The organism is Bartonella sp. AA89HNZF (assembly GCF_042196905.1).
Lineage (GTDB): Bacteria > Pseudomonadota > Alphaproteobacteria > Rhizobiales > Rhizobiaceae > Bartonella.
The window spans coordinates 52,233-73,646 of the sequence record NZ_JBHIRD010000001.1; the positions used below are offsets into that span (position 1 = coordinate 52,233).

Consider the following 21,414-nt stretch of genomic DNA (forward strand, 5'->3'; position numbering starts at 1 on the left):
ATTAAATAATAACTATGAATACCGTAAAGCTCTCATCATACACCCTCTCATATTGAATCAATCAAGATTATCTTCTTGTACATCATAAGCGGGATTCGTATGCAAATAGAATAAAAGCTATTTAAGAAAAAACAAAAAGGCTTCTTATGAACACCATAAATAATAGGAACTGCATAACATTGAAAGCTGGTAAATAGAACGATGGAGCCAGCTTATCTACCATACGAATAAGCATTATCATGGCATAAAATTATAATGTAGCAAATTTTATAAAGTGGATTATCACGAAAAAGTATCCTGTTAGCCCTTCATATATCAATCTACTCTACAATGCTGCTCATATTTTTACGCTTAACTGTTTTTATTTACCGTATTATTTTGTTCATTCAAAACTCTTTTCAAGCCACACAATAATCCCTTTACTGAACAGCTCTTTGTTCATAATATGCATACATGCACTTTTACTTCGAGAAACAAACTTAGAAAAGAGATGCAATACTTTAGCCCTAATTTCCTATACACTTTACTGTTTTATCACGCGCACAGCTACATAAAAATCCAATGTTTATTTATATCTACCCCCTCATAAACAAGATAAGCACTAAGAAATACAAACCTTTTGTTTTCCTTATTTTGATATTTTTGTAGCAATTTTTTCATCGTTTAGATCTCTTTAACGAGCAGTGTGTCATACTTTTTATCAGTTTCCAGTCTTATCTTTCAGATTTTAAATTTCCAATATATGATGAAATAAAGGAGTTCGGTGTGCAAAGTTCTCGTTGGTTTCGCGTTTCAATACTCGCATCATGTATCTTAATAGCAACAGTCATTGTATTAGTTTCACCTCATTTGTTGCATGCACAAACATTTAATCAAAATTTAGGGCCCAGTGGTTTACCACTTCCGCGATTTGCTTCGATTAAACCTACCCGTGTTAATGTACGCGTCGGACCAGGAAGCAACTATTCTATCATTTTTACCTACCAAAAGAAGGGGTTACCTATTGAAATCATCCAAGAATATGATCAATGGCGCAAAATTCGTGATGCAGAAGGCGATGAGGGGTGGGTGTATCAATCGCTTTTATCGGGAAAGCGAACTGCTATAACTATTCCATGGCAAAAAGATAAAACAAAAAGGCTGATGCTACGAAAAAAACCCACCGACAACGCAGAACTTGTGGCGGAAGTAGAACCTAACGTCATTGGTAATATCCGCCAATGTGATGGACAATGGTGCGAACTAAACATTAATAATACACGCGGATGGCTTCAACAACCCCAGTTATGGGGAATCTATCCTGATGAAAAAGTAAAAGGCTGGTGAATGCTCAAACTCAACAAGTTTAATTTTTATTCCTCATTGAATATCCTCACTGCCTATCACAAGATTGATTTTTTGGTTTCAATCGCACGATTAAATCAACATGTGAAATTTCCATACCTTCTGGTGGCTTAGGCAAATTTCTAATAATGGGAGCTTCTTCCAAATTATAAGGAATATCAAGAATACGATTTTCGCCTTCTATATAAAAATGGTAGTGATCAGAGGTATTGGTATCAAACCAAGTTTTTGAGCCTTCTACGGCAATAATCCGTAATAATCCCGCTTCCGTAAATTGATGAAGTGTATTATAAACCGTTGCTAAAGACACAGGTACACCTGCCCTCACCGCTTCCTCATAGAGCTCTTCAGCAGTAATATGACGATTTCCTTGAGAAAAAATCATATGTGCAAGTTCCAACCGCTGACGTGTTGGACGCAGACCATTTTGACGCAAACGTTTTTCTAACATAGAAATGGAATAATATTGCACAATTTTTCCACACTCTTTTGTGAACTGCTGCTCTTCATTCATATCTAAATTGTCTGCACTCACTGACATATTACAAACTCAAATATATTCCTGCTAAATAAGATCAAAATACAAAAAAATGGGAATAGTGTGGTGTAATCTTGTATTCCATTTTTAAATAATTACCTATGTAGAATACATAAAAAAAGGCTTTTGTCATTAAAAATGATATAAAACCATTTCCCTCTCTTTAAAATTTGCTCTAAAAGTAGGTTGGGAAAAGCGCAGAAATTAAAGATATATGCAAATAAATGGAGTAACAATGGCTGAACAAAAGTCTCGCTACACGTATGAAGAGCTTCTAAGCTGCGCTCGCGGCGAAATGTTTGGTAGAGGTAATGCGCAATTGCCAGCACCGCCAATGTTGATGATTCATCGAATCACTCAAATTAGTGAAACTGGAGGTAAATACGATAAAGGAATGGTTCGCGCCGAATTTGACATTACACCAGACATGTGGTTCTTTAATTGTCACTTTATAGGCGATCCCGTTATGCCAGGATGTCTCGGACTGGATGGTATGTGGCAATTAACAGGTTTTTTTCTTGGTTGGCTAAACGAACCAGGAAAAGGGAGAGCGATATCAACAGGTGAAGTAAAGTTATCAGGGATGGTAACTCCACAAACCAAAATTCTTGAATATGAAATAGATTTTAAGCGTATTCGACGTGGAAATTTAGTCTTAGGAATAGCTGATGGGTGGCTAAAAGCAGATGGAGAGACTATTTATAAGGCAAACGATTTACGCGTTGCTTTATTCAAAGAAGATTGAACATTGTTTCCGTCAGAAAAAACTTTTCACTATTCTGTATGGAACGAGGAGGTATGAATGCGTCGAGTTGTTGTAACCGGAATGGGAATTGTCTCCGCAATTGGAAATAATCCTGGAGCTGTTTTAACTAGTTTACGTGAAGCAAAATCCGGAATTTCTTACGCACCTCAATATGCTGAATTAGGCTTTCGTAGCAGAGTTTATGGCAAACCTGATATTAATATAGAAGAACTCGTAGATCGACGTGCTCTCCGTTTTCATGGGCGTGGAACAGCATGGAATCACATCGCTATGGATCAAGCAATTGCTGATGCAGGTCTAGAACCGCATGAAGTATCGAACGAACACACGGGTATTATTATGGGTTCTGGAGGTGCTTCAACACATTCAATCGTAGAAGCTGCTGACATTACACGCCAAAAAGGTCCAAAACGTATTGGACCTTTTGTTGTCCCTAAAGCGATGAGTTCTACAGCATCTGCAACATTAGCAACTTTCTTTAAAATAAAAGGGATCAATTATTCAATCTCTTCAGCTTGTGCTACCTCCAATCATTGTATTGGTAATGCTTACGAAATAATTCAATATGGTAAACAGAAGCGCATCTTTGCTGGTGGCTGCGAAGATTTGGATTGGACACTCTCTGTTTTATTCGATGCGATGGGCGCTATGTCCAGCAGATATAATGACACCCCTCACAAAGCTTCACGCGCTTATGATGTTAATCGTGATGGTTTTGTCATTGCTGGAGGGGCTGGTGTTTTAGTTCTTGAAGATTTAGAACTTGCTAAAGCACGTGGTGCAAAAATCTACGGAGAAATCGTTGGATACGGTGCAACATCCGATGGACATGATATGGTTGCCCCATCAGGAGAGGGAGCAGAACGATGCATGCGCATGGCCCTTGCAACAGTCAATAATAAAATTGATTATATCAATCCCCATGCGACAGCAACTCCTGTTGGTGACCCTCCTGAGATAAAAGCTATCCGTCGTGTCTTTGGAGCTGGTGATCAATGCCCCCCTATTTCCGCTACCAAATCTCTAACAGGACATTCCCTGGGAGCAGCAGGTGTTCACGAAGCAATCTATACATTGTTAATGATGAATCATAATTTTATTTGTGAAAGTGCCCATATTGAAGAACTTGATCCAGCTTTTGCTGATATGCCTATCGTTCGTGAACGACGTGATCATCAACAACTGAATACCGTATTGTCAAATACTTTTGGCTTTGGCGGTACCAATGCAACGCTTGTTTTCCAACGTTATGTATAAACAAAAGTTCTTAGTAATTGAAAAAAGTACGGTCTTACGGAGAATAATATGAAAGGTTTGATGGAGGGCAAACGCGGCCTTATTATGGGAATTGCGAATGACCATTCAATTGCTTGGGGCATTGCCTGTCAGCTCGCACAAGCAGGAGCTGAATTAGCGTTGACTTATCAAGGAAATGCTTTTGGAAAACGTGTTCATCCCCTAGCAGATAAACTTGGTTGCAAATTAGTGCTAGAGTGTGACGTTGAGAAAAGTGAAAATATTGATTACGTCTTTGAACAACTTGAAAAAGAATGGAAAACAATTGATTTTATTGTCCATGCCATTGGTTTTTCAGATAAAAATCAGCTAAAAGGGCGTTACGTTGATGTCACAACACGTGAAAACTTTCAACGCACGATGGTTATTTCAGCTTATTCCTTTACTGAAATTGCCCAGCGCGCGGGTAAACTTATGCCCAATGGAGGAACACTTTTAACTCTTACCTATGGTGCTTCACAGCAAGTTGTGCCTAATTATAACATCATGGGTGTTGCTAAAGCAGCTTTAGAAGCTATGGTACGTTATTTAGCAGCGGACTTTGGTCCTCAAAATATCCGCGTCAATGCAATTTCCGCTGGTCCTGTTAGAACCTTAGCAGGTAATGGTATTGCAGCTGCACGGGCAATATTTTCACATCAACGCCGTAATGCCCCATTACGTCGTACCGTGAATATTCATGAAATTGGAAAATCTGCTCTTTATCTACTCTCTGACTTATCATCAGGTGTTACAGGTGAAATCCATTATGTTGATTCAGGCTATAACATCATGTCTATGCCAATACTTGAAGAACTAAAAAAAAGTGACGATTCCCAAGAAGGATAATTTTTATTTCATTGCACTAAAAAATAAAATCAATCATGTACATAGTGCTTTAGTCGGGTATTGAGTACGTTCTCAACTATATAAAGTGTATTGACTTATAATAATATGACGTAAGGCATATGTGCAAATGTTTGTAAGAATAAGTGAACACAAAACCAGATGTACTATGCCTTGTTTCGCAAAATATTTTATAAAAGCCGGAATATTTCTTCAATCCATGGTTGATAAAGTGTGTATTTTATGACGTTATTTACCTTACTAAAGCATACGCTTTTGCCATTGTTTATAAATCAATATCCAACCCTCATGCCACCCCAGTTTGAAACAGAGATTAGAGAATTATTAAAACCCTTAGTTTCAGCTTTTGTATAGCAAATTGAAAAAAATATTCCTACCGTTTGATTTATTCTTGAAACGCAAATACAATCTAATTTAGGAAGAATATGAAGGCGTAAAGAAATCAATCATTAATCTTACTATTATTCTTTAATGAGGCTTTACGATTTTAAAAGCATCTATATCAATGTTTTTTTAATAATGGAGGTTACGCTTTACCTCACACCTTTATTTTTCTCATTCTTTAATGAAAGCATTTCTTCTAATGTATCAGTTAAAATAGAACGCCTAAAAATACTATAGCTGTTGCTCTTTCATGCATTTTTTTTAAAGATATCTCTCAATGCACGCCATTCCATTTCACAATGGTACCTGTAAAACATATAAAAATCCCTGTGAAGTACATAAAATCCTTTTTTCACCACCATTTTAATGTTTATACAGATGACAAACTGACACTGTCATTTTACTTGCCATGTTCTAATGTTGAAACAACCCTTGACACTTGAGATGATTCATTAGAAGTATTTTTAATAATTTTTATCCACATACTAACCCGCTTGTGACAAGCAAACACATATTTTTAATTAACTCAATACAAAAATAAAATGAATTATTCATATAAATCAATTTTTTATCTTTATAATCACATTATTTTTCAGCTTAAATGACAGCCACAAACAAGTACAATAATATTTTTTTCAATCTTAGACTTTCAAAGTTATAATTCCAAAAATCATTTCTTGCATATAAAAAACAAAATTGACATGTGAGAGAATAAAAGGCTTAAATATCTCTACTGAACAGCTTCAAGTGCCAAGAGCTGTCTCAACATTGGGAGGTGTAATGATGATCGTCTTCCTCCTTCATAAACGTAAAGATGGGGATGCGCACAATAGCTTTATCGTTACACTATTCACGGTCACCGTCGCAAATTGGACTTGGGAATTTTAAGAGAGGTCTCTTTAAAACAAGCACGTGAGTATGCAACAGCAATCGTGTTTTTTTGGCGTTCTATTTTACCTGATACATCAGAGAAATGCTTTCATTAGAAAATGAGAAAATAAAGGTGTGAGATAATCTCCATTATTTAAAAGATATTGCTTTAAGATAGCATAAAACTGAATTTAAAAATGATTGTAGAAATGGGAACTGATTTTCAGCTTTAAAATTTCATCTTCTTCCCAAATTAGATTGTCTTCTTGTTTTAAAAAATTACAAAAACAGAGATTCACAATATCCCTTCCCCAATATTCTTAGCTTATACGTTACATAAATAAGATGCTTCTACCTAATGAGTCTTGTATTATTCTGTTTGCAAATATCATTGTGAGATGAATTTAAGAGACAATAAAAGTATCTTGTTCATTACATTACATAAACATGTGTAAGTGGAAACGATAATTTATCTTAAAAGAGATAGCTCTTAGACAAAAGCAAAAACTTTTATATTTCAGCCATGTTTCATAAAGAATCGAATGATATGAATCTATAATTTGCTGGAATATGACTGCCTTATACAACCATTAATACAATCTATTTTATATGTCTATCATAGCATGTTTCTATTTTTTACGATTGGAATTATTAATAAACAGGATATCATTGTATTTCGTCCTTGAGGGCGCGGCCTAGTAATGTGTTTGCCGCTTCAGTTATGTTTTTACCACAATAGAGAATTTGATAAATTTGTTCTACAATGGGCATTTCTACCCCAATACGCTGCGCCAACGTATGTACTTCCTTGGTATTTAAGTATCCTTCCACAACCTGACCAATTTGTTTTTCTGCTTCTTTTATATCTATTCCTTTACCAAGAAGTATTCCAAAACGGCGATTACGCGACTGATTATCAGTACATGTCAAAACCAGATCACCTAAGCCTGTCATTCCCATAAATGTGGCAAGCTCAGCACCCATAGCCCCCCCTAAACGACTGATTTCAGCTAGTCCTCGTGTGATAAGAGCTATTCGTGCATTTGCCCCAAAACCTATGCCATCTGATATTCCTGCACCAATAGCAATAACATTTTTGACTGCCCCCCCTAATTGAACACCAATCATATCTGAACTTTTATAAACTCTAAAACTTTTGTCACAATGAAAAAGTTGCTGCAATTCTTTACCAAACTCAACATCAGAAGCTGCTATCGTCATTGCAGTAGGCCAACCAATAGCTAGTTCTTGAGCAAAAGTTGGTCCAGAAAAAACAGCTAAAGGAATTTTTTCACCTAAAATCTCACGAGCAACCTCTTGTAAGAAACGTCCAGTCCCATGTTCTAAACCTTTTGTAGCCCAAATAACGCGTGAATGCTGATCTAAATAAGGCTGAATATTATACAAGACTTGATGAAATACATGGCTTGGAACAGCGATTAATATATTGTGACTTGCCGTTATTGCAGTTTCAAGGGAAGCTTCAAGTAATAAATTTTCAGGAAATCGAACATCGGGTAAATATACTTGATTACAACGTTGTTCCTGTAATTCTTTGATATGTTGAGGACTATATCCCCAAAGTAAAACATTATGACCATTACGGGCAAGAGCTATCGCTAATGCAGTACCAAAAGAACCAGCACCTATAACTGTCATTGCAACGGTTTTCATTAAATTTTCTGATTATTCTCTAAATTTTTGATTTCAATTGCATATTATTATTATTACAAATAATTTTAATGCTATCTTTAATATAAATTCTTTAAATCTAAAAATATTACTGCTTCATAGCTTTTTTATCTCACACAATATAAAAACTTATTGCGCACATTCTCTTTCTTTGTAGTAAAATTTTACAAACATCACTTTTTGTATATTCTACAGATAGCTATTTGTCTCAAAAATTAAAGATTGACTAAATACCCCACAGACTTTCTCTTTTAAATTAAAAGTATATTCAAAATAATAATACTCATTCCACTGATATCTTGTACTTATCTCCTGCTTTATATCCTACGAATTTCTTCTACGGAGCTGATACATGCCGCATCAGCTCCGTAGATATTTCTAACAACTACTCCACAGGAAACTGCTGCGTATTTTGATCTTGCCCCATGGGCATTTCTGAACCAGGTGCTTGATTTACAGGAGTTTGCGTACCTAGACCCTGCCCCATGGGCATTTCTGAACCAGGTGCTTGATCTACAGGAGTTTGCGTACTTAGACCCTGCCCCGTGGGCATTTCTGAACCAGGTGCTTGATCTACAGGAGTTTGCGTACTTAGACCCTGCCCCATGGGCATTTCTGAACCAGGTGCTTGATCTACAGGAGTTTGCGTACCTAGACCCTGCCCCATGGGCATTTCTGAACCAGGTGCTTGATCTACAGGAGTTTGCGTACTTACACCTTGCTCCATCGAAACCTCTGAGCCCTGTATCTTTTCTGGCTGTTTTCTTACGGATATATCTTTGTTTGATAACGGCTCAGATACTGAAGAACCATCTCTACTTGATATTTCCGGTTCAATAACACGTCCTGAGCCACCCATCATATTATAATTCAAATGAGAAATAGCCCACCATGTACCCCCAATAATAATAAAAACACAAATAGCAGCAAACCATAACGCATTTAAATTCCACTTGGCATCTGGACCAGAACTCAAGTGTAAAAAGAAAACAATTTGTACTACAATCTGAATAATCGCCATCCCAATAAGATATGCAACTTTTGTACTGACTGCCCAACTTTCCATCATTCCATACATCACAGGAATAAAAGAACCCAAGGTGAAAAATACAGCCAGAATAAAACCGACCAAATAGGAACCAGTACTGGGACCATGTGTTTCATTTTGCATGCTCATCACAACGCTCCTAACAGATAAACCATGGTGAAAACACCAACCCATACAATATCAAGTAAATGCCAAAAAATGGAAAGGCACGCTAAACGTGTTTTATTATCCTGATCCAAACCATTACGACGAAGATGACAAAACATCACGACCATCCAAAGAAGACCAACACTCACGTGAAGACCATGGGTGCCAACCAAAGCAAAAAATGCTGACCAATAAGCAGAAAGTATCTCCCGTCCAAAAAGCTGTAAACCTGTTGCAGGATCAATACCCGCATAAGCATTTGGATCGAAATAAAAAACCTCACTCAAAAGTTCATGAAATTCGTAAAGTTCCATACCAATGAAGCAACACCCCAATACAAAGGTAATAGCCATCCATAAACGCACACCACTGATGTTATTTTTATGTGCTTGTACCATTGCAAAGCCATAAGTGACGGATGAAAACAACAAGAAAGCAGTCTCAACCAAAACAAACTTTAAATCTATAAACTCACTGCCCGCTTTACCACCACCATAAGAAGCAGAAAAAACAGCAAAACTTGAAAACAGTGTCGAAAACAGGATTAAGTCTGAAAGAATATAGACCCAAAAACCAAACGTCATTACCGAGCTACTATCGTGGTGAAGTTCATCTATAGTACTCGCGTTATTCATTGTTACAGCACTCATACTGTCACTCCTTGTTCTTTAAGAACAGCCGTAAAGGCATCTTCAGTTTTTTGCACTTCTTCAGCTGGAATATAGTAACCATGATGATCACCTGTTAATGAATGACACACAAGCGTTGCAATAAAACCAATCAGTCCAACAGCAGCAAGCCACCAAATATGCCAAACAAGTGCAAAACCAACAACTAATAAGAAGAATCCCGCAATAATTCCAGCCGATGTATTCGACGGCATATGAATTTTTGTGAATCCACTTGTTGGGCGTTGATAACCACTTTTCTTCATATTCCAATAAGCATCATCAGACTGTATCTTTGGAAGGAGGGCAAAATTGTAGGCAGGAGGCGGTGAAGAGGTAAACCATTCAAGTGTACGTGCATCACCCCAAGAATCATTCAACGTTACCGGTAGGTGACCTTTATGCTTAATACCGTACCAAATCGCCAAAACAACCTGTAACACAAAACAAAGGATACCAAGCAAGATAATAAAAGCACCTAGAGCAGCAATAATAAACATCGGCTGCCAACTAGGTTCCATGTAATGCTGGAGACGACGTGTTGCACCCATTAAACCAAGTGCATAAACAGGGAAAAACGCAAGGTAAAAACCAATAAACCAACACCAGAAAGATGCAATACCTAGTATGCGATTTGGTTTATAACCAAAAGCTTTTGGAAACCAAAAAGCAAGCCCTGCTAAATAAGCGAAAACCACACCTCCAATAATTGTATGATGGAAATGCGCTATCAAAAAGAGCGAATTATGAAACTGCCAATCTGCAGGAACAATAGATAATAAAACACCAGTTAACCCACCACCAACAAACGTAAAGATCATTCCCATGCACCAAAGCATTGGAGGCTCAAAGCGAATCCGACCTTTATACATCGTGAGCAGCCAATTAAAGACTTTTACACCTGTTGGAACTGCGATGATCATCGTAGCAATACTAAAGAAGGTATTTACAGCTTCACCACCACCCATTGTAAAGAAATGATGTCCCCAAACAAGAAGCGAAAGAATCAAAATAACCACCATGGCCCATATCATGGAAGTATAACCAAAGAGGCGTTTTGAAGAAAAAGTTGAGACAACTTCAGACACAATGCCAAAAGCAGGAACAACCAAAACATACACTTCAGGGTGACCAAAAACCCAAACATAATTAATCCACACCATTGGATTTCCACCACCAACGTTAGTAAAGAAATTCATGTTCAAATAACGATCACATGCCAAGAGCGCAAAAGCAACAGTTAAGACAGGATAAATAACTACAATAAGAACATTGCTGACAAAAGCGCTCCAACAAAAAATAGGCATTTTCATCATTGTCATTCCAGGAGCACGCATTTTAATCATCGTTGCAATAAAATTCACTGATCCCATTGTTGTTGCAATACCAGAAAGCTGAAGAGACCATAAATAATAATCTACCCCTGTATCTGGACTCGTTTGTAATTCTGTAAAAGGTGGATACATCAACCAACCACCACGACCAAAATTACCAACACCTAGGGATATATTAATCAAAATCGCCCCAGCTGCCGTAATCCAAAAACCCAGATTATTTGCAAAGGGAAAAGCAACATCACGCGCACCAATTTGAAGCGGTATAAGATAATTAAAAAGACCAAATAAAATAGGCGTAGCCATGAAAAAAATCATGATCGTACCATGCGCCGAAAAAATTTGATCAAAATGCTCAGGAGGTAAATAACCTGCTGTTTCACTCCCAAGAGCTAAAGCTTGATGCGTTCGCATCATAAGTGCATCCGCAAAACCGCGAACAAGCATAATAATTCCAAGAACTATATACATTATGCCTATGCGCTTATGGTCAACAGTTGTAATCCAATTTCGCCATAAAATTCCCCACCACCCAAGCGCTGTCAGAGCAACGACAGCAATTAAACCAACCAAAACAATCGCAATACATGTATACAAAACGATCGGTTCATGTGCAAGCGCATGAAAAGCACCTGCCGTAGGATCTGTAAGTCTTCCAAACATTTCTCAACCCATTTCAAATGAAATTTAAGTTTAAAAGAAACCTTATATTAAAAATATTAAAAGGGCTCTTTCTCTATTGACCCTTTAAATAACATCAGGATCAAATACTGAACACAGTGCACCCCATAGCGTCTGAGCAGCAGCACGTTTCATTAAATCTTCATTACACACCGTATTTTCATCGACACATCGATTAACAACACGATAGTAAAGCCGCTTCTCAACAGGTGCAAAATAACGAACTTCAGCATCTTTTTCCTTCGCAGCAATATCACCCATACGAGGCGCAATAGAAAGTTGACGATAAGATGTACGATCAAGTACTCGACCATTAGCCCGAGCTTTTACAATCCAATCCTCAAAATCCCGCGAAGACACAGAATGCCACTTAAACCGCATACCCGAAAAACCATCACCACTGTAATTTGCTGAGGTCCCTTTGAATACCCCTTGTTCTTCAGCGACCAAATGCAACTTAGCATTCATCTGCGGCATAGCGTAAAGAACCGTACCCAATTTGGGAACCCAAAAGGCATTGACAGAATTCTCTGACGTCAATTGCAATAAAACTTGACGTCCTTCAGGCGCGTAAATTTCATTAATCGATGCAACACCATATTCAGGATAAATAAAAAGCCACTTCCAATCAAGAGCTACAGCATCAATCTGCAATGGCTTTCCTTCACCCACCACCTCTACTGGAAGGGGATTTGTAGGCTCAAGCTTATAGGTATAATAAGTTGTTAATGAACCTAAAACCATTATGATTACAATGGGAATACTCCACATCAACGCTTCAATTTTATTTGAATGCGCCCAATCAGGAGAATAGTCCGCTTTCACATTCGATGCACGATATTTTATAGCTAAAAATACCACACTCACCATTACTGGAATGACAACGCAAAGCATAACAGCCACACAAACAACAATCAAAATTAACTGTTGACGTGCAACATAACCTGATGGCTGTATAACATCAATTTTACAACCAGACAAAAGCAGTGCTCCCCCTAAAATCACAAGCATCTCTAATTGTCTAACAAAGCTTTTCATCTTCATTTACCCCCGTCATACGCACTAAAAATTGTCATAATATAACACCTTAATATTGTACAGATTTGAAAATAATTATCAAGTGAATTCAATGCCAATACTACTCTTATCCAACGTTTGCTCTTTACCTATCACAAATTAATTATTTTGCTTAATTGTTTTGCAATATACTCAAGTGCAAACCGATATCCATCACCTCCACACCCAGTTATGATAGCGTCTACACCTGCAGATGTATAAGAATGGTGACGAAAAGCTTCACGCTGATAAATATGAGATAAATGAACTTCTACTTTCGGCCCTGAAAACATTTTTAGGGCATCGAGAAGTGCAACAGATGTATGACTGTAAGCCGCTGGGTTAATGATCAATCCAGAACTTGCCTCTATTGCTTCTTGTATCCATGCTACTAATTGCCCTTCACAGTTACTTTGATAAAAATTTATTATGATATCATTTTTTTTTGCCCATTCTCTGCATCTTTTTTCAATACCTTCTAGAGTTTCAGTTCCATAAATTCCTGGCTCACGTTGACCTAGAAAATTTAAATTAGGACCATTTAAAATCGTTATTATCTCTGACATAGCAAGCCTTTTCTTTCAGAGTCATCACTTATTAGAAAAATATTTAGCATGTTTTTTATAGTAATAAAGCTCCATTCTTAATCTCAAAAAATTCTGCGCGTCCTTTTAAGTCATCAAATAAAACACGATCTGTTCCTGTCATAAATGTTTGTACAGCTAAATCATCAAGAATATCAAATAGAGCAGCACGTCGATGCGAATCAAGATGAGCAGCCATTTCATCAAGAAGAAGAATGGGAGATCTTTCCGACATCATACCTGTTAGACGTGCATGACACAAAACTAAACCTGTTAGCAGCGCTTTTTGTTCACCTGTTGAACACGATGTTGCTGTTCTATTTTTATCAGAATAAAAAACCTGCAAATCTGCACGATGTGGTCCTTCTAACGTCCGACCAGCAGCACGATCCATTGCGCGATTATGCCGTAATCGATCACAAAATTGTTCTTCAACTTCAGTTGCTGATATTTCATTAAGAGCTGTTTCTAAAAAACCATCAATTTGCAAAAAAGCTCGTGGAAAAGGTATATGAGACGGCATTTGTGTAAACATGTCATTTAAAAGCCGAATAACATCAACACGCGCCGCAGAAATAGCTGTCGCCAATTCTGCCATTTGCTTTTCTAAAGCATCAAACCAAACACAATCTTCATTTCCATCTAAAAACAAACGATTTCGTGCGCGCATAGCTCTATCATAATCGGCTATGCGGCGCCTATGCAACGGATCAATCGCCAAAACCATACGGTCCAAAAAATTACGGCGCTCAAGTGAAGGACCTGTAAAAAGACCATCCATAGACGGTGTTAGGACACTAATATGACAATAATCTGTTAAGCAATCACCTGGTTCACTCACACCATTAATATGGACCTTTCGACTGTTATCGCTAACCTCCAAAGCTGTACCAATCTTTACTTCACCATAAAGAGCACATTCAAGACGTGCAAATACAACAAATCCTTCACCTCCGCCCTCTACAAAGCTAACATCAGAATAAGCAGCACGTCGCAAACCACGACCAGGAGAAAGAAAAGATAACGCCTCTAAAAGATTCGTCTTACCAGCACCGTTATGGCCAGTAAAAACCACATGCTGACCCGAAAAATGAATATTAAAAAAAGAATAATTGCGATAACGTAAAAGCTTCAGCTGCCTCACTGCCACTTTGTGCACACGACTCGCCATGCATTGCAAAACAATTGCCCCTAAACGCGAATAGGCATCAGTACATAAAGCACATCCGCATCATCATTATCACGAATCAGAGCTGGTGCTCCAGCCTCAGCCAACATAAAAACCATCTCATCACTTGAAAGCTGCCCAGCAATATCCAAAAGATAACGTGAATTAAATCCTATCTCAAGCGGTTCAGATGCATAAGTTACTGATAACTGATCTTCTGCACTGCCCGAATCTGGGCTATTAACAACAAGCCTTAACTGTCCATGCTCAATCGTTAATTTAACTGCACGCCCCCGATCACTTGAAATCGTTGAAACACGATCAACTGCAGAAGAAAAGTCCTGCCTATTAACAATTAATTCTTTATCATTTCCAAGAGGGATAACACGTTGATAATCTGGAAATGTTCCATCAATTAATTTTGATGTAAAAATCACAGAGCCTATAGAAAAACGAATTTTTGTCTCCGAAAGCTCTATACATACATCGCTATCATTTTCTTCTGAAAGAAGTTTTTGCAATTCTCCTACAGCTTTACGGGGAACAATAACTCCAGGCATTCCCTCAACTCCCGAAGGAGCTTCCATCTCAACTTGTGCCAAACGATGACCATCAGTTGCAACCAAACGCAATTTCAAAACACCATCATTAATAATATGGAAATAAATACCATTAAGATAATAACGGGTTTCTTCAGTAGAAATAGCAAATTGTGTACAATCAAGTAAATGTTTTAAGCCTGATGCCGATAGAGAAAAACGATAACCAAATTGCCCAGGAAGCGACTCTGGAAAGTCTGCCTTCGGAAGACATTGAAGCTGAAAATGTGCACAACCCGAAACAACGGACATTGTACCTGCTTGATTCTCATCGAGGGATAATACAACTTCATTGCTATCAGGAAGTTTTCGAATGATATCATAGAGCAAATGTGCCGGAACAGTTGTTGCTCCAGCTTGTTTAACATTAACTGCAAAAGATTCCATAACCTCTAAATCAAGGTCTGTTGCTTTTAACTGTACACGGCCATTTTCTGCATCAATCAACACATTCGATAAAATAGGAACAGTATTACGGCGCTCTACCACACGGTGAACCCGACCAAGAGACTTGAGAAATTGACTGCGATCAACTGTAATACGCATAAAAGCCCCGTATGATTTACTAAAAACTATAAAAATTCCTTAGAATTAAAGAATAGATCCCTTTAGAGAATCGCCTGCTAGAGTTTATTAAACCTCTCTTAAAATGGCAAGTCACTCCTGTATAAGAAAAAATAAATCTTTTCATTAAATTCTTTAAAGTCTCTCCAAAGAAAGAAACGATAAACACTATACAGCCTGTTCTCCAATCAACCGCTTAAGCAACTCAAGTTCCTTAGCCAAGGTCTGATCACCACAAACCAAATCTTCAATTTTACGCACAGCGTGTAAAACTGTTGTATGATCACGCCCACCAAAACGGCGCCCAATTTCTGGTAATGAGCGAGGAGTTAATACTTTTGCTAAATACATCGCAACTTGCCGTGGCTTCACAACCGTACGTGTTCGGCGATTAGACAACAAGTCCTGTTTAGAAACATTATAATGGCGCGCTACCGTACGCTGAATTTCTTCAATCCGAATTCGCTTAGGTTCTCCAGGACGTGTCAAGTGACCTAATAACTCATCAATCCGTTCTAAAGATAAATTAGATTCAAAAGATTGACGAAATAACAACTGATTAAATGCTCCTTCAATATCACGTCCCGACCCTAAAACCGTTTTGGCAATATATTCCAAGATATCATCAGAGATTGATATCATGCCATCATCTTGTTGTGCCACCTTTAACCGCTGGCGCAACATTTGTAAACGCATTTCATAATCTGGTGCTTCAATTTCAAGTGCGACTCCTCCTTGAAGACGAGATCGAACGCGAAGATCAAGCGATTCTAATTCTGCTGGTGGACGATCTGCAGCGACAACAACTTGTTTTGCACTATCAAGCAACATATTAAGCAAATGGCAAAACTCATGTTGTATCGACTTTCCCTGCAAAAACTGCATATCATCAATAATCAAAAGGTCGATATCACGAAGCTGTTCTTTAAAAGAAAGAGCATCATTATCACGAATAGCTGTTGCAAAACGCCACATAAAATATTCAGCAGTTAAATAAATAACGCGCGCAGACGTTAAACGCTTCAATGCAGAAGCAGCAATCGCTTGAAGCAAATGTGTTTTTCCCAAACCAACAGATGCGTGAATAAAAAGAGGATTAAAACGCAAAGCGCTTTTATGCCCCTCCGCAATTGAACGTGCAGCTGCTAAAGCAACACGATTAGAAGCCCCCTCAACAAAACTTTCAAAAGTATAGCGAGAATCAAGTGGGGATCCAAAAACTCCCGTTTGAGAATTCTTAACTGAATGCTCTGCGCAACTTTCAACAAAAGATGAAGTCGCCTGCTCCTCTAGCACAACAGGAGGAACACTTCTTTTACAAACGACATCTCTTGAAACGCGTTCCATACCACGAACAATAACTTCAACACGAATAATTGCTGAATTCTCTTGTTTCCATAAATGAGTCAAAAGAGAACCATAGTGATTATTAATCCATGAACGTAAAAAAGCAGTAGGAACAGAAAGCTTTACAAGAGTATGACTATATTCAGCAAGCTTCACACGTCCAAACCAACTGGTATAAGCCTCAACACCAACCTGCACCTTTAACTGCGCCATAACACGGACAAAAGCCGCCGCACTTTCCTCCTCTGAAACAATAGAATGCCCTATAGAAGCATTTCTACAAACGTTCTCATCACTTTCCGTCATCCTATTCTTTATTATGTTCTCTGCCGACAGGATATTTACCGAAACCCTTTTAAAGGAACTAGCTTTAGAGTTCAATTTATCCACCATCTTCCATCCTGATAAAAATAAAATTTTGTCCTGCCAAACAACTAAAATAAATCTAGCGAAGGCAAAACGCCCTACCCCAAATAAGATTACTCACCCTCCCCTAGGATAGCCTCATCACAACCCCACTAACAAAGATGACCAATAAGATTTATTTGCACTCATGATATGACCCACCCTTCTAAAATGGTAAACATATCCATTAAGAAAACTAAAAAACCGCCAGAAACCTCTCCAACACAAAAGTTTCGAAAAACCTAAATCAAAACATCTTGTATTCAACAAAATACAGAATAATGCGCTGATGTGACCCCTTCATGCTTCTTAGTCTTCATAAGAACCATACAAAACAGCAGAGGTAAAATGCAAGAGGTCAAAATAAAATCAAAAAACCCGAAAAAAATGCTTATATTAATGAGGACTGAAAAAAATATTGATTCAATTCATTTTTTTTCTCTAAATTTACCAATAATTAAAGAATCTCTTCAGATTAAAAAAAAAAAATAAAATGCTTGACAAAAAAGACTCTGTACAAATCCACAAAGCTTGTGGATAACCATACCTCCCCCTATAAACTTTCTCTCCTTTTTCAAGTGGAGAATCATTATCGATTCTTATTTTCAATAGAAACTTTTTGAAATAATAAACAAAAAGCCAGCACCCTCATGGATACTGGCTTTGTTCTCAATTAAAGGAAAAAAAGCTTAAACGCTGAGAGCCTTCAAACGTTTAGCTAAACGTGATACTTTCCTCGCAGCAGCATTTTTATGAAAAACCCCTTTAGAAACTGCACGCATAATTTCAGGCTCAAAATTTTTAAATGCAATCTCTGCAGATGCTTTATCGCCACCCGCTAAAGCATCATCAAACTTACGTATAAAAGTACGAACGCGTGAACGGCGGGCCTTATTAACCTGTGTGCGCGCCGCAACCTTGCGCACCGCTTTTCGAGCAGAAGGTGTATTCGCCATAAATATAATCTCTCTTTCAACACCTTGGTAAAATGAGTCCCAATAACAACTCTACCAATATAAATAAATCCAACCCAAGCAAAACTATAAAGCTGCCTATAACTGTGTGGCTTATAGCGCAATCCCAAAGCTAACGTCAATTAGATTTTCAAAGATAGTCATAAAAAAACGAAGCTAAACTCTTTGATCCGCAACTTTATAGCTTAATAATAGATATTTCTTAACAAACAAAAGAATTTAAACGGCTAACTTACGTAAGACATATTGCAAAATTCCACCATGATGCAAATAATCTAGCTCATCTTCAGTATCAACACGGCACAATAATGGAACGGTTTTTACCGTACCATCAGAAAAAGTAATTTTCGCTACAGTCTTTTGACGAGGTTTCAAGTTATGAATCCCTTCAATTGTCACCTTTTCATCTCCCTTTAAGCCTAAAGATTTCCAACTTAGCCCCTCCTCAAAGACAAAAGGGACAATGCCCATACCAACAAGATTAGAGCGATGTATCCTTTCAAAAGACTGCACAATCACTGCTTTGACACCAAGAAGATTGGTCCCTTTGGCAGCCCAATCGCGTGATGATCCATTGCCATATTCAATACCTGCAAAAACAACGAGCGGAACACCTTCTTGTTTATACGCCATTGCTGCATCGTAAATGGTTTGTTCTACCGCTGACGGATAATGAACCGTATAACCTCCTTCTCGACCATTTTCCCCTAACATGAAATTACGAATGCGAATATTGGCAAAAGTCCCACGCACCATAACTTCATGATTCCCACGACGCGTTCCATACTGATTAAAATCAGCCACTTTAACACCATGATCCATTAAATATTTCCCAGCAGGAGAAGCTGCCTTAATAGAACCAGCAGGAGAAATATGATCCGTCGTGATTTTATCACCAAATAAACCTAAAATCTGTGCATCCTTAATATCTGGTAAGACATCAGGAGTTTTCTGCATAGCATCGAAATAAGGTGGATTGCGTACATAGGTGGATTGCTCATCCCAAGAATAGGTAGAACCTGTAGGAATCCGAACTTTTTGCCAATTTTCATCTCCCTTAAAGACATCTGCATACTTTTCAGCAAAAACTTTACGCGTAACATTTTCTTCGATAAATTCCTGTATTTCTTGAGAAGTTGGCCAAATATCTCTTAAGTAAATCGGTTGACCATCTGAATCTTCACCAAGAGGTTCCTTGGTTAAATCTTTACACACTGTCCCAATGAGCGCATGTGCAACAACTAACGGTGGTGAAGCTAAATAATTCGCTTGCACATCAGGAGAAACGCGCCCTTCAAAATTACGATTTCCTGAAAGAACCGCAGCTGCAATGATACCATTGTCATTAATCGTTTTGGAAATAGCTGGATGCAAAGGGCCAGAATTTCCAATACATGTTGTGCACCCAAATCCTACTAAGTTAAATCCTAACGCATCTAAATCTTTTTGCAGACCTGAATTTTGAAGGTAGGCTTCAACGACTTGTGAACCAGGTGCAAGAGAAGTTTTTACCCATGGTTTACTTTTGAGACCTTTTGCTACAGCATTTCGTGCCAAAAGACCTGCTGCAATGAGAACACTTGGATTTGATGTATTCGTACAAGAAGTAATCGCAGCAATCACCACATCACCGTGACTCAGCGTATATTCTTCACCTTCGACCTGATAGCGCTCACCTTGTCCAGAAGTTTTTTTATAGTCTTCGACCAATGCCTTCTCAAAACCCTGCCCAACATTTTCAAATGCAATACGTCCTTCAGGACGTTTAGGACCAGCCATAGAAGGGACAACGGTTCCCATATCTAATTCAATTGTATCACTAAAAATGGGATGAGCCACCATTTCATCATGCCACATCCCTTGTGCTTTGGTATAAGCCTCCACTAAGGCAATCCGATCTTCATCACGCCCTGTCATATTGAGATAACGCACTGTCTCCTTATCAATTGGAAAAAAACCACACGTTGCTCCATATTCAGGAGCCATATTCCCAATCGTTGCCCGATCAGCAAGCGTCATATGCTCCAAACCAGGACCAAAAAACTCAACAAATTTACCAACAACACCCTTTTGGCGTAACACCTGGGTCACCGTCAACACGAGATCGGTGGCGGTTACACCTTCTTTAAGTTTCCCTGTTAGACGAAAACCAATCACTTCAGGTAACAACATAGAAACAGGTTGGCCTAACATTGCTGCTTCTGCTTCAATACCACCAACCCCCCAACCTAAGACCCCTAAACCATTTACCATAGTCGTATGCGAATCAGTTCCCACACAGGTGTCAGGATAAACCGTCTCACATCCCTCTTCCTTCTTCGTCCACACGCATTGTGCTAAATATTCTAGGTTAACCTGATGACAAATCCCTGTTCCTGGAGGAACAACACGAAAATTTTGAAAAGCTTGCTGCCCCCATTTAAGGAAACGATAGCGCTCACCATTGCGATCATATTCATGCTCAACGTTTTCCTTAAAAGCCATGGAATTGCCAAAAGCATCAACAATAACTGAGTGATCAATGACGAGATCAACGGGAATGAGAGGATTGATTTTTTCAGCGTTACCGCCAAGTTTAACCATAGCATCACGCATTGCAGAAAGATCAACAACTGCTGGAACACCTGTAAAATCCTGCATAAGAACACGTGCAGGACGGTAGGCAATTTCTGCCCCAGCACTCCCTTTGTCACTTAACCACTTAGCAACATTGAGGATATCCTCTTTTTTAACCGTGCGACCATCTTCAAATCGCAATAAATTTTCGAGAATAACTTTCATCGAAAACGGTAAACGAGAAACACCTTCAAGTCCATTCTTCTCCGCTTCGATCAAGCTATAATAAGTATATTCTTTGCCACCAACATTTAATACTCTGCGACAATTAAAGCTATCAATTTGAGTCATGACTGTCCACCCTCATACTATAACCACCCAATTTCCAGGAATGAACAACACAAACTACGAGTCAAGGTCGCAGCTTGAGCGCAGACGCAATTACCTCCGCTATCCATTTCCCCCTCCACCCGCTCATAGGCAAATGCGGAAATCAGCGCCAGAAACCATTTTACACCAGATATTGATGTAAGGTACCCCTTATAGA

Annotated in this window: 16 protein-coding genes; 4 read left to right on the forward strand and 12 right to left on the reverse strand. The window is 38.3% G+C overall.

What is annotated here, in order from left to right:
• Nucleotides 1-765 precede the first annotated feature (765 nt).
• Nucleotides 766-1,326: an SH3 domain-containing protein gene (locus ACFIN0_RS00145; protein ID WP_375606198.1), complete on the forward strand. Its 561-nt coding sequence runs from the start codon at nt 766-768 to the stop codon at nt 1,324-1,326.
• Nucleotides 1,327-1,372: 46 nt separating this feature from the next.
• On the opposite strand, the gene irrA is transcribed toward ACFIN0_RS00145, so the two are convergent.
• Nucleotides 1,373-1,885 carry an iron response transcriptional regulator IrrA gene (gene irrA, locus ACFIN0_RS00150; protein ID WP_375610040.1) on the reverse strand — a complete coding sequence of 171 codons (513 nt, stop codon included), beginning with the start codon at nt 1,883-1,885 and terminating at the stop codon, nt 1,373-1,375.
• A 232-nt stretch (nt 1,886-2,117) separates the two neighbouring features.
• Here irrA and fabA point away from each other — a divergent pair, with 232 nt between their 5' ends.
• The 3 genes from fabA to fabI are packed head-to-tail and all read left to right on the forward strand — an operon-like array spanning nt 2,118 to nt 4,772.
• Complete coding sequence (fabA, locus tag ACFIN0_RS00155) at nt 2,118-2,627, forward strand: 3-hydroxyacyl-[acyl-carrier-protein] dehydratase FabA (protein ID WP_375606196.1); 510 nt, start codon at nt 2,118-2,120, stop codon at nt 2,625-2,627.
• Nucleotides 2,628-2,684: 57 nt separating this feature from the next.
• Entirely contained in the window at nt 2,685-3,905 is a 1,221-nt protein-coding gene (gene fabB, locus ACFIN0_RS00160) for a beta-ketoacyl-ACP synthase I (RefSeq protein ID WP_375606195.1), read from the forward strand.
• Between the two features lie 48 nt (nt 3,906-3,953).
• On the forward strand, nt 3,954-4,772 hold the full coding sequence (gene fabI / locus ACFIN0_RS00165; protein ID WP_375606194.1) for an enoyl-ACP reductase FabI: 819 nt from the start codon (nt 3,954-3,956) through the stop codon (nt 4,770-4,772).
• Nucleotides 4,773-6,710: 1,938 nt separating this feature from the next.
• Here fabI and gpsA read toward each other — a convergent pair.
• The 11 genes from gpsA to acnA form a co-directional block, all read right to left on the reverse strand.
• Nucleotides 6,711-7,718 carry an NAD(P)H-dependent glycerol-3-phosphate dehydrogenase gene (gpsA, locus tag ACFIN0_RS00170; RefSeq protein ID WP_375610037.1) on the reverse strand — a complete coding sequence of 336 codons (1,008 nt, stop codon included), beginning with the start codon at nt 7,716-7,718 and terminating at the stop codon, nt 6,711-6,713.
• A 403-nt stretch (nt 7,719-8,121) separates the two neighbouring features.
• The gene (cyoD, locus tag ACFIN0_RS00175; protein WP_375701676.1) at nt 8,122-8,913 is read right to left on the reverse strand and encodes a cytochrome o ubiquinol oxidase subunit IV; all 792 of its coding nucleotides are present in this window, start codon (nt 8,911-8,913) and stop codon (nt 8,122-8,124) included.
• Nucleotides 8,913-9,581: a cytochrome (ubi)quinol oxidase subunit III gene (locus ACFIN0_RS00180; RefSeq protein ID WP_375606191.1), complete on the reverse strand. Its 669-nt coding sequence runs from the start codon at nt 9,579-9,581 to the stop codon at nt 8,913-8,915. Before ACFIN0_RS00180 ends, cyoD begins: the two co-directional genes overlap by 1 nt.
• Nucleotides 9,578-11,596, reverse strand: a complete 2,019-nt coding sequence (cyoB, locus tag ACFIN0_RS00185) for a cytochrome o ubiquinol oxidase subunit I (RefSeq protein WP_375607850.1) — start codon at nt 11,594-11,596, stop codon at nt 9,578-9,580. Before cyoB ends, ACFIN0_RS00180 begins: the two co-directional genes overlap by 4 nt.
• An 84-nt stretch (nt 11,597-11,680) precedes the next feature.
• Complete coding sequence (gene cyoA, locus ACFIN0_RS00190) at nt 11,681-12,652, reverse strand: ubiquinol oxidase subunit II (RefSeq protein ID WP_375606229.1); 972 nt, start codon at nt 12,650-12,652, stop codon at nt 11,681-11,683.
• 131 nt (nt 12,653-12,783) lie between these two features.
• Nucleotides 12,784-13,236: a type II 3-dehydroquinate dehydratase gene (aroQ, locus tag ACFIN0_RS00195; RefSeq protein WP_375606189.1), complete on the reverse strand. Its 453-nt coding sequence runs from the start codon at nt 13,234-13,236 to the stop codon at nt 12,784-12,786.
• 55 nt (nt 13,237-13,291) lie between these two features.
• Nucleotides 13,292-14,425 (reverse strand): DNA replication/repair protein RecF, encoded by a 1,134-nt coding sequence (recF, locus tag ACFIN0_RS00200; protein WP_375606228.1) that lies wholly within the window; start codon nt 14,423-14,425, stop codon nt 13,292-13,294.
• Between the two features lie 20 nt (nt 14,426-14,445).
• Nucleotides 14,446-15,567, reverse strand: coding sequence for a DNA polymerase III subunit beta (gene dnaN, locus ACFIN0_RS00205; RefSeq protein ID WP_375606188.1), 1,122 nt, complete (start codon nt 15,565-15,567; stop codon nt 14,446-14,448).
• 186 nt (nt 15,568-15,753) lie between these two features.
• Entirely contained in the window at nt 15,754-17,325 is a 1,572-nt protein-coding gene (gene dnaA / locus ACFIN0_RS00210) for a chromosomal replication initiator protein DnaA (RefSeq protein WP_375606187.1), read from the reverse strand.
• A gap of 701 nt (nt 17,326-18,026) precedes the next feature.
• The gene (gene rpsT / locus ACFIN0_RS00215) at nt 18,027-18,293 is read right to left on the reverse strand and encodes a 30S ribosomal protein S20 (protein WP_273790272.1); all 267 of its coding nucleotides are present in this window, start codon (nt 18,291-18,293) and stop codon (nt 18,027-18,029) included.
• 237 nt (nt 18,294-18,530) lie between these two features.
• Nucleotides 18,531-21,218 carry an aconitate hydratase AcnA gene (acnA, locus tag ACFIN0_RS00220; RefSeq protein WP_375701677.1) on the reverse strand — a complete coding sequence of 896 codons (2,688 nt, stop codon included), beginning with the start codon at nt 21,216-21,218 and terminating at the stop codon, nt 18,531-18,533.
• Nucleotides 21,219-21,414: the final 196 nt, after the last annotated feature.

Coding starts and splice junctions, on each gene's coding strand:
- fabB (WP_375606195.1), top strand. CDS start 2,685: ATGCGTCGAGTTGTTGTAACCGGAATGGGAATTGTCTCCGCAATTGGA.
- cyoD (WP_375701676.1), bottom strand. CDS start 8,913: ATGAGCATGCAAAATGAAACACATGGTCCCAGTACTGGTTCCTATTTG.
- dnaA (WP_375606187.1), bottom strand. CDS start 17,325: ATGGTGGATAAATTGAACTCTAAAGCTAGTTCCTTTAAAAGGGTTTCG.
- irrA (WP_375610040.1), bottom strand. CDS start 1,885: ATGTCAGTGAGTGCAGACAATTTAGATATGAATGAAGAGCAGCAGTTC.
- dnaN (WP_375606188.1), bottom strand. CDS start 15,567: ATGCGTATTACAGTTGATCGCAGTCAATTTCTCAAGTCTCTTGGTCGG.
- ACFIN0_RS00180 (WP_375606191.1), bottom strand. CDS start 9,581: ATGAGTGCTGTAACAATGAATAACGCGAGTACTATAGATGAACTTCAC.
- recF (WP_375606228.1), bottom strand. CDS start 14,425: ATGGCGAGTCGTGTGCACAAAGTGGCAGTGAGGCAGCTGAAGCTTTTA.
- fabI (WP_375606194.1), top strand. CDS start 3,954: ATGAAAGGTTTGATGGAGGGCAAACGCGGCCTTATTATGGGAATTGCG.
- gpsA (WP_375610037.1), bottom strand. CDS start 7,718: ATGAAAACCGTTGCAATGACAGTTATAGGTGCTGGTTCTTTTGGTACT.
- acnA (WP_375701677.1), bottom strand. CDS start 21,218: ATGACTCAAATTGATAGCTTTAATTGTCGCAGAGTATTAAATGTTGGT.
- rpsT (WP_273790272.1), bottom strand. CDS start 18,293: ATGGCGAATACACCTTCTGCTCGAAAAGCGGTGCGCAAGGTTGCGGCG.
- cyoB (WP_375607850.1), bottom strand. CDS start 11,596: ATGTTTGGAAGACTTACAGATCCTACGGCAGGTGCTTTTCATGCGCTT.
- fabA (WP_375606196.1), top strand. CDS start 2,118: ATGGCTGAACAAAAGTCTCGCTACACGTATGAAGAGCTTCTAAGCTGC.
- aroQ (WP_375606189.1), bottom strand. CDS start 13,236: ATGTCAGAGATAATAACGATTTTAAATGGTCCTAATTTAAATTTTCTA.
- cyoA (WP_375606229.1), bottom strand. CDS start 12,652: ATGAAAAGCTTTGTTAGACAATTAGAGATGCTTGTGATTTTAGGGGGA.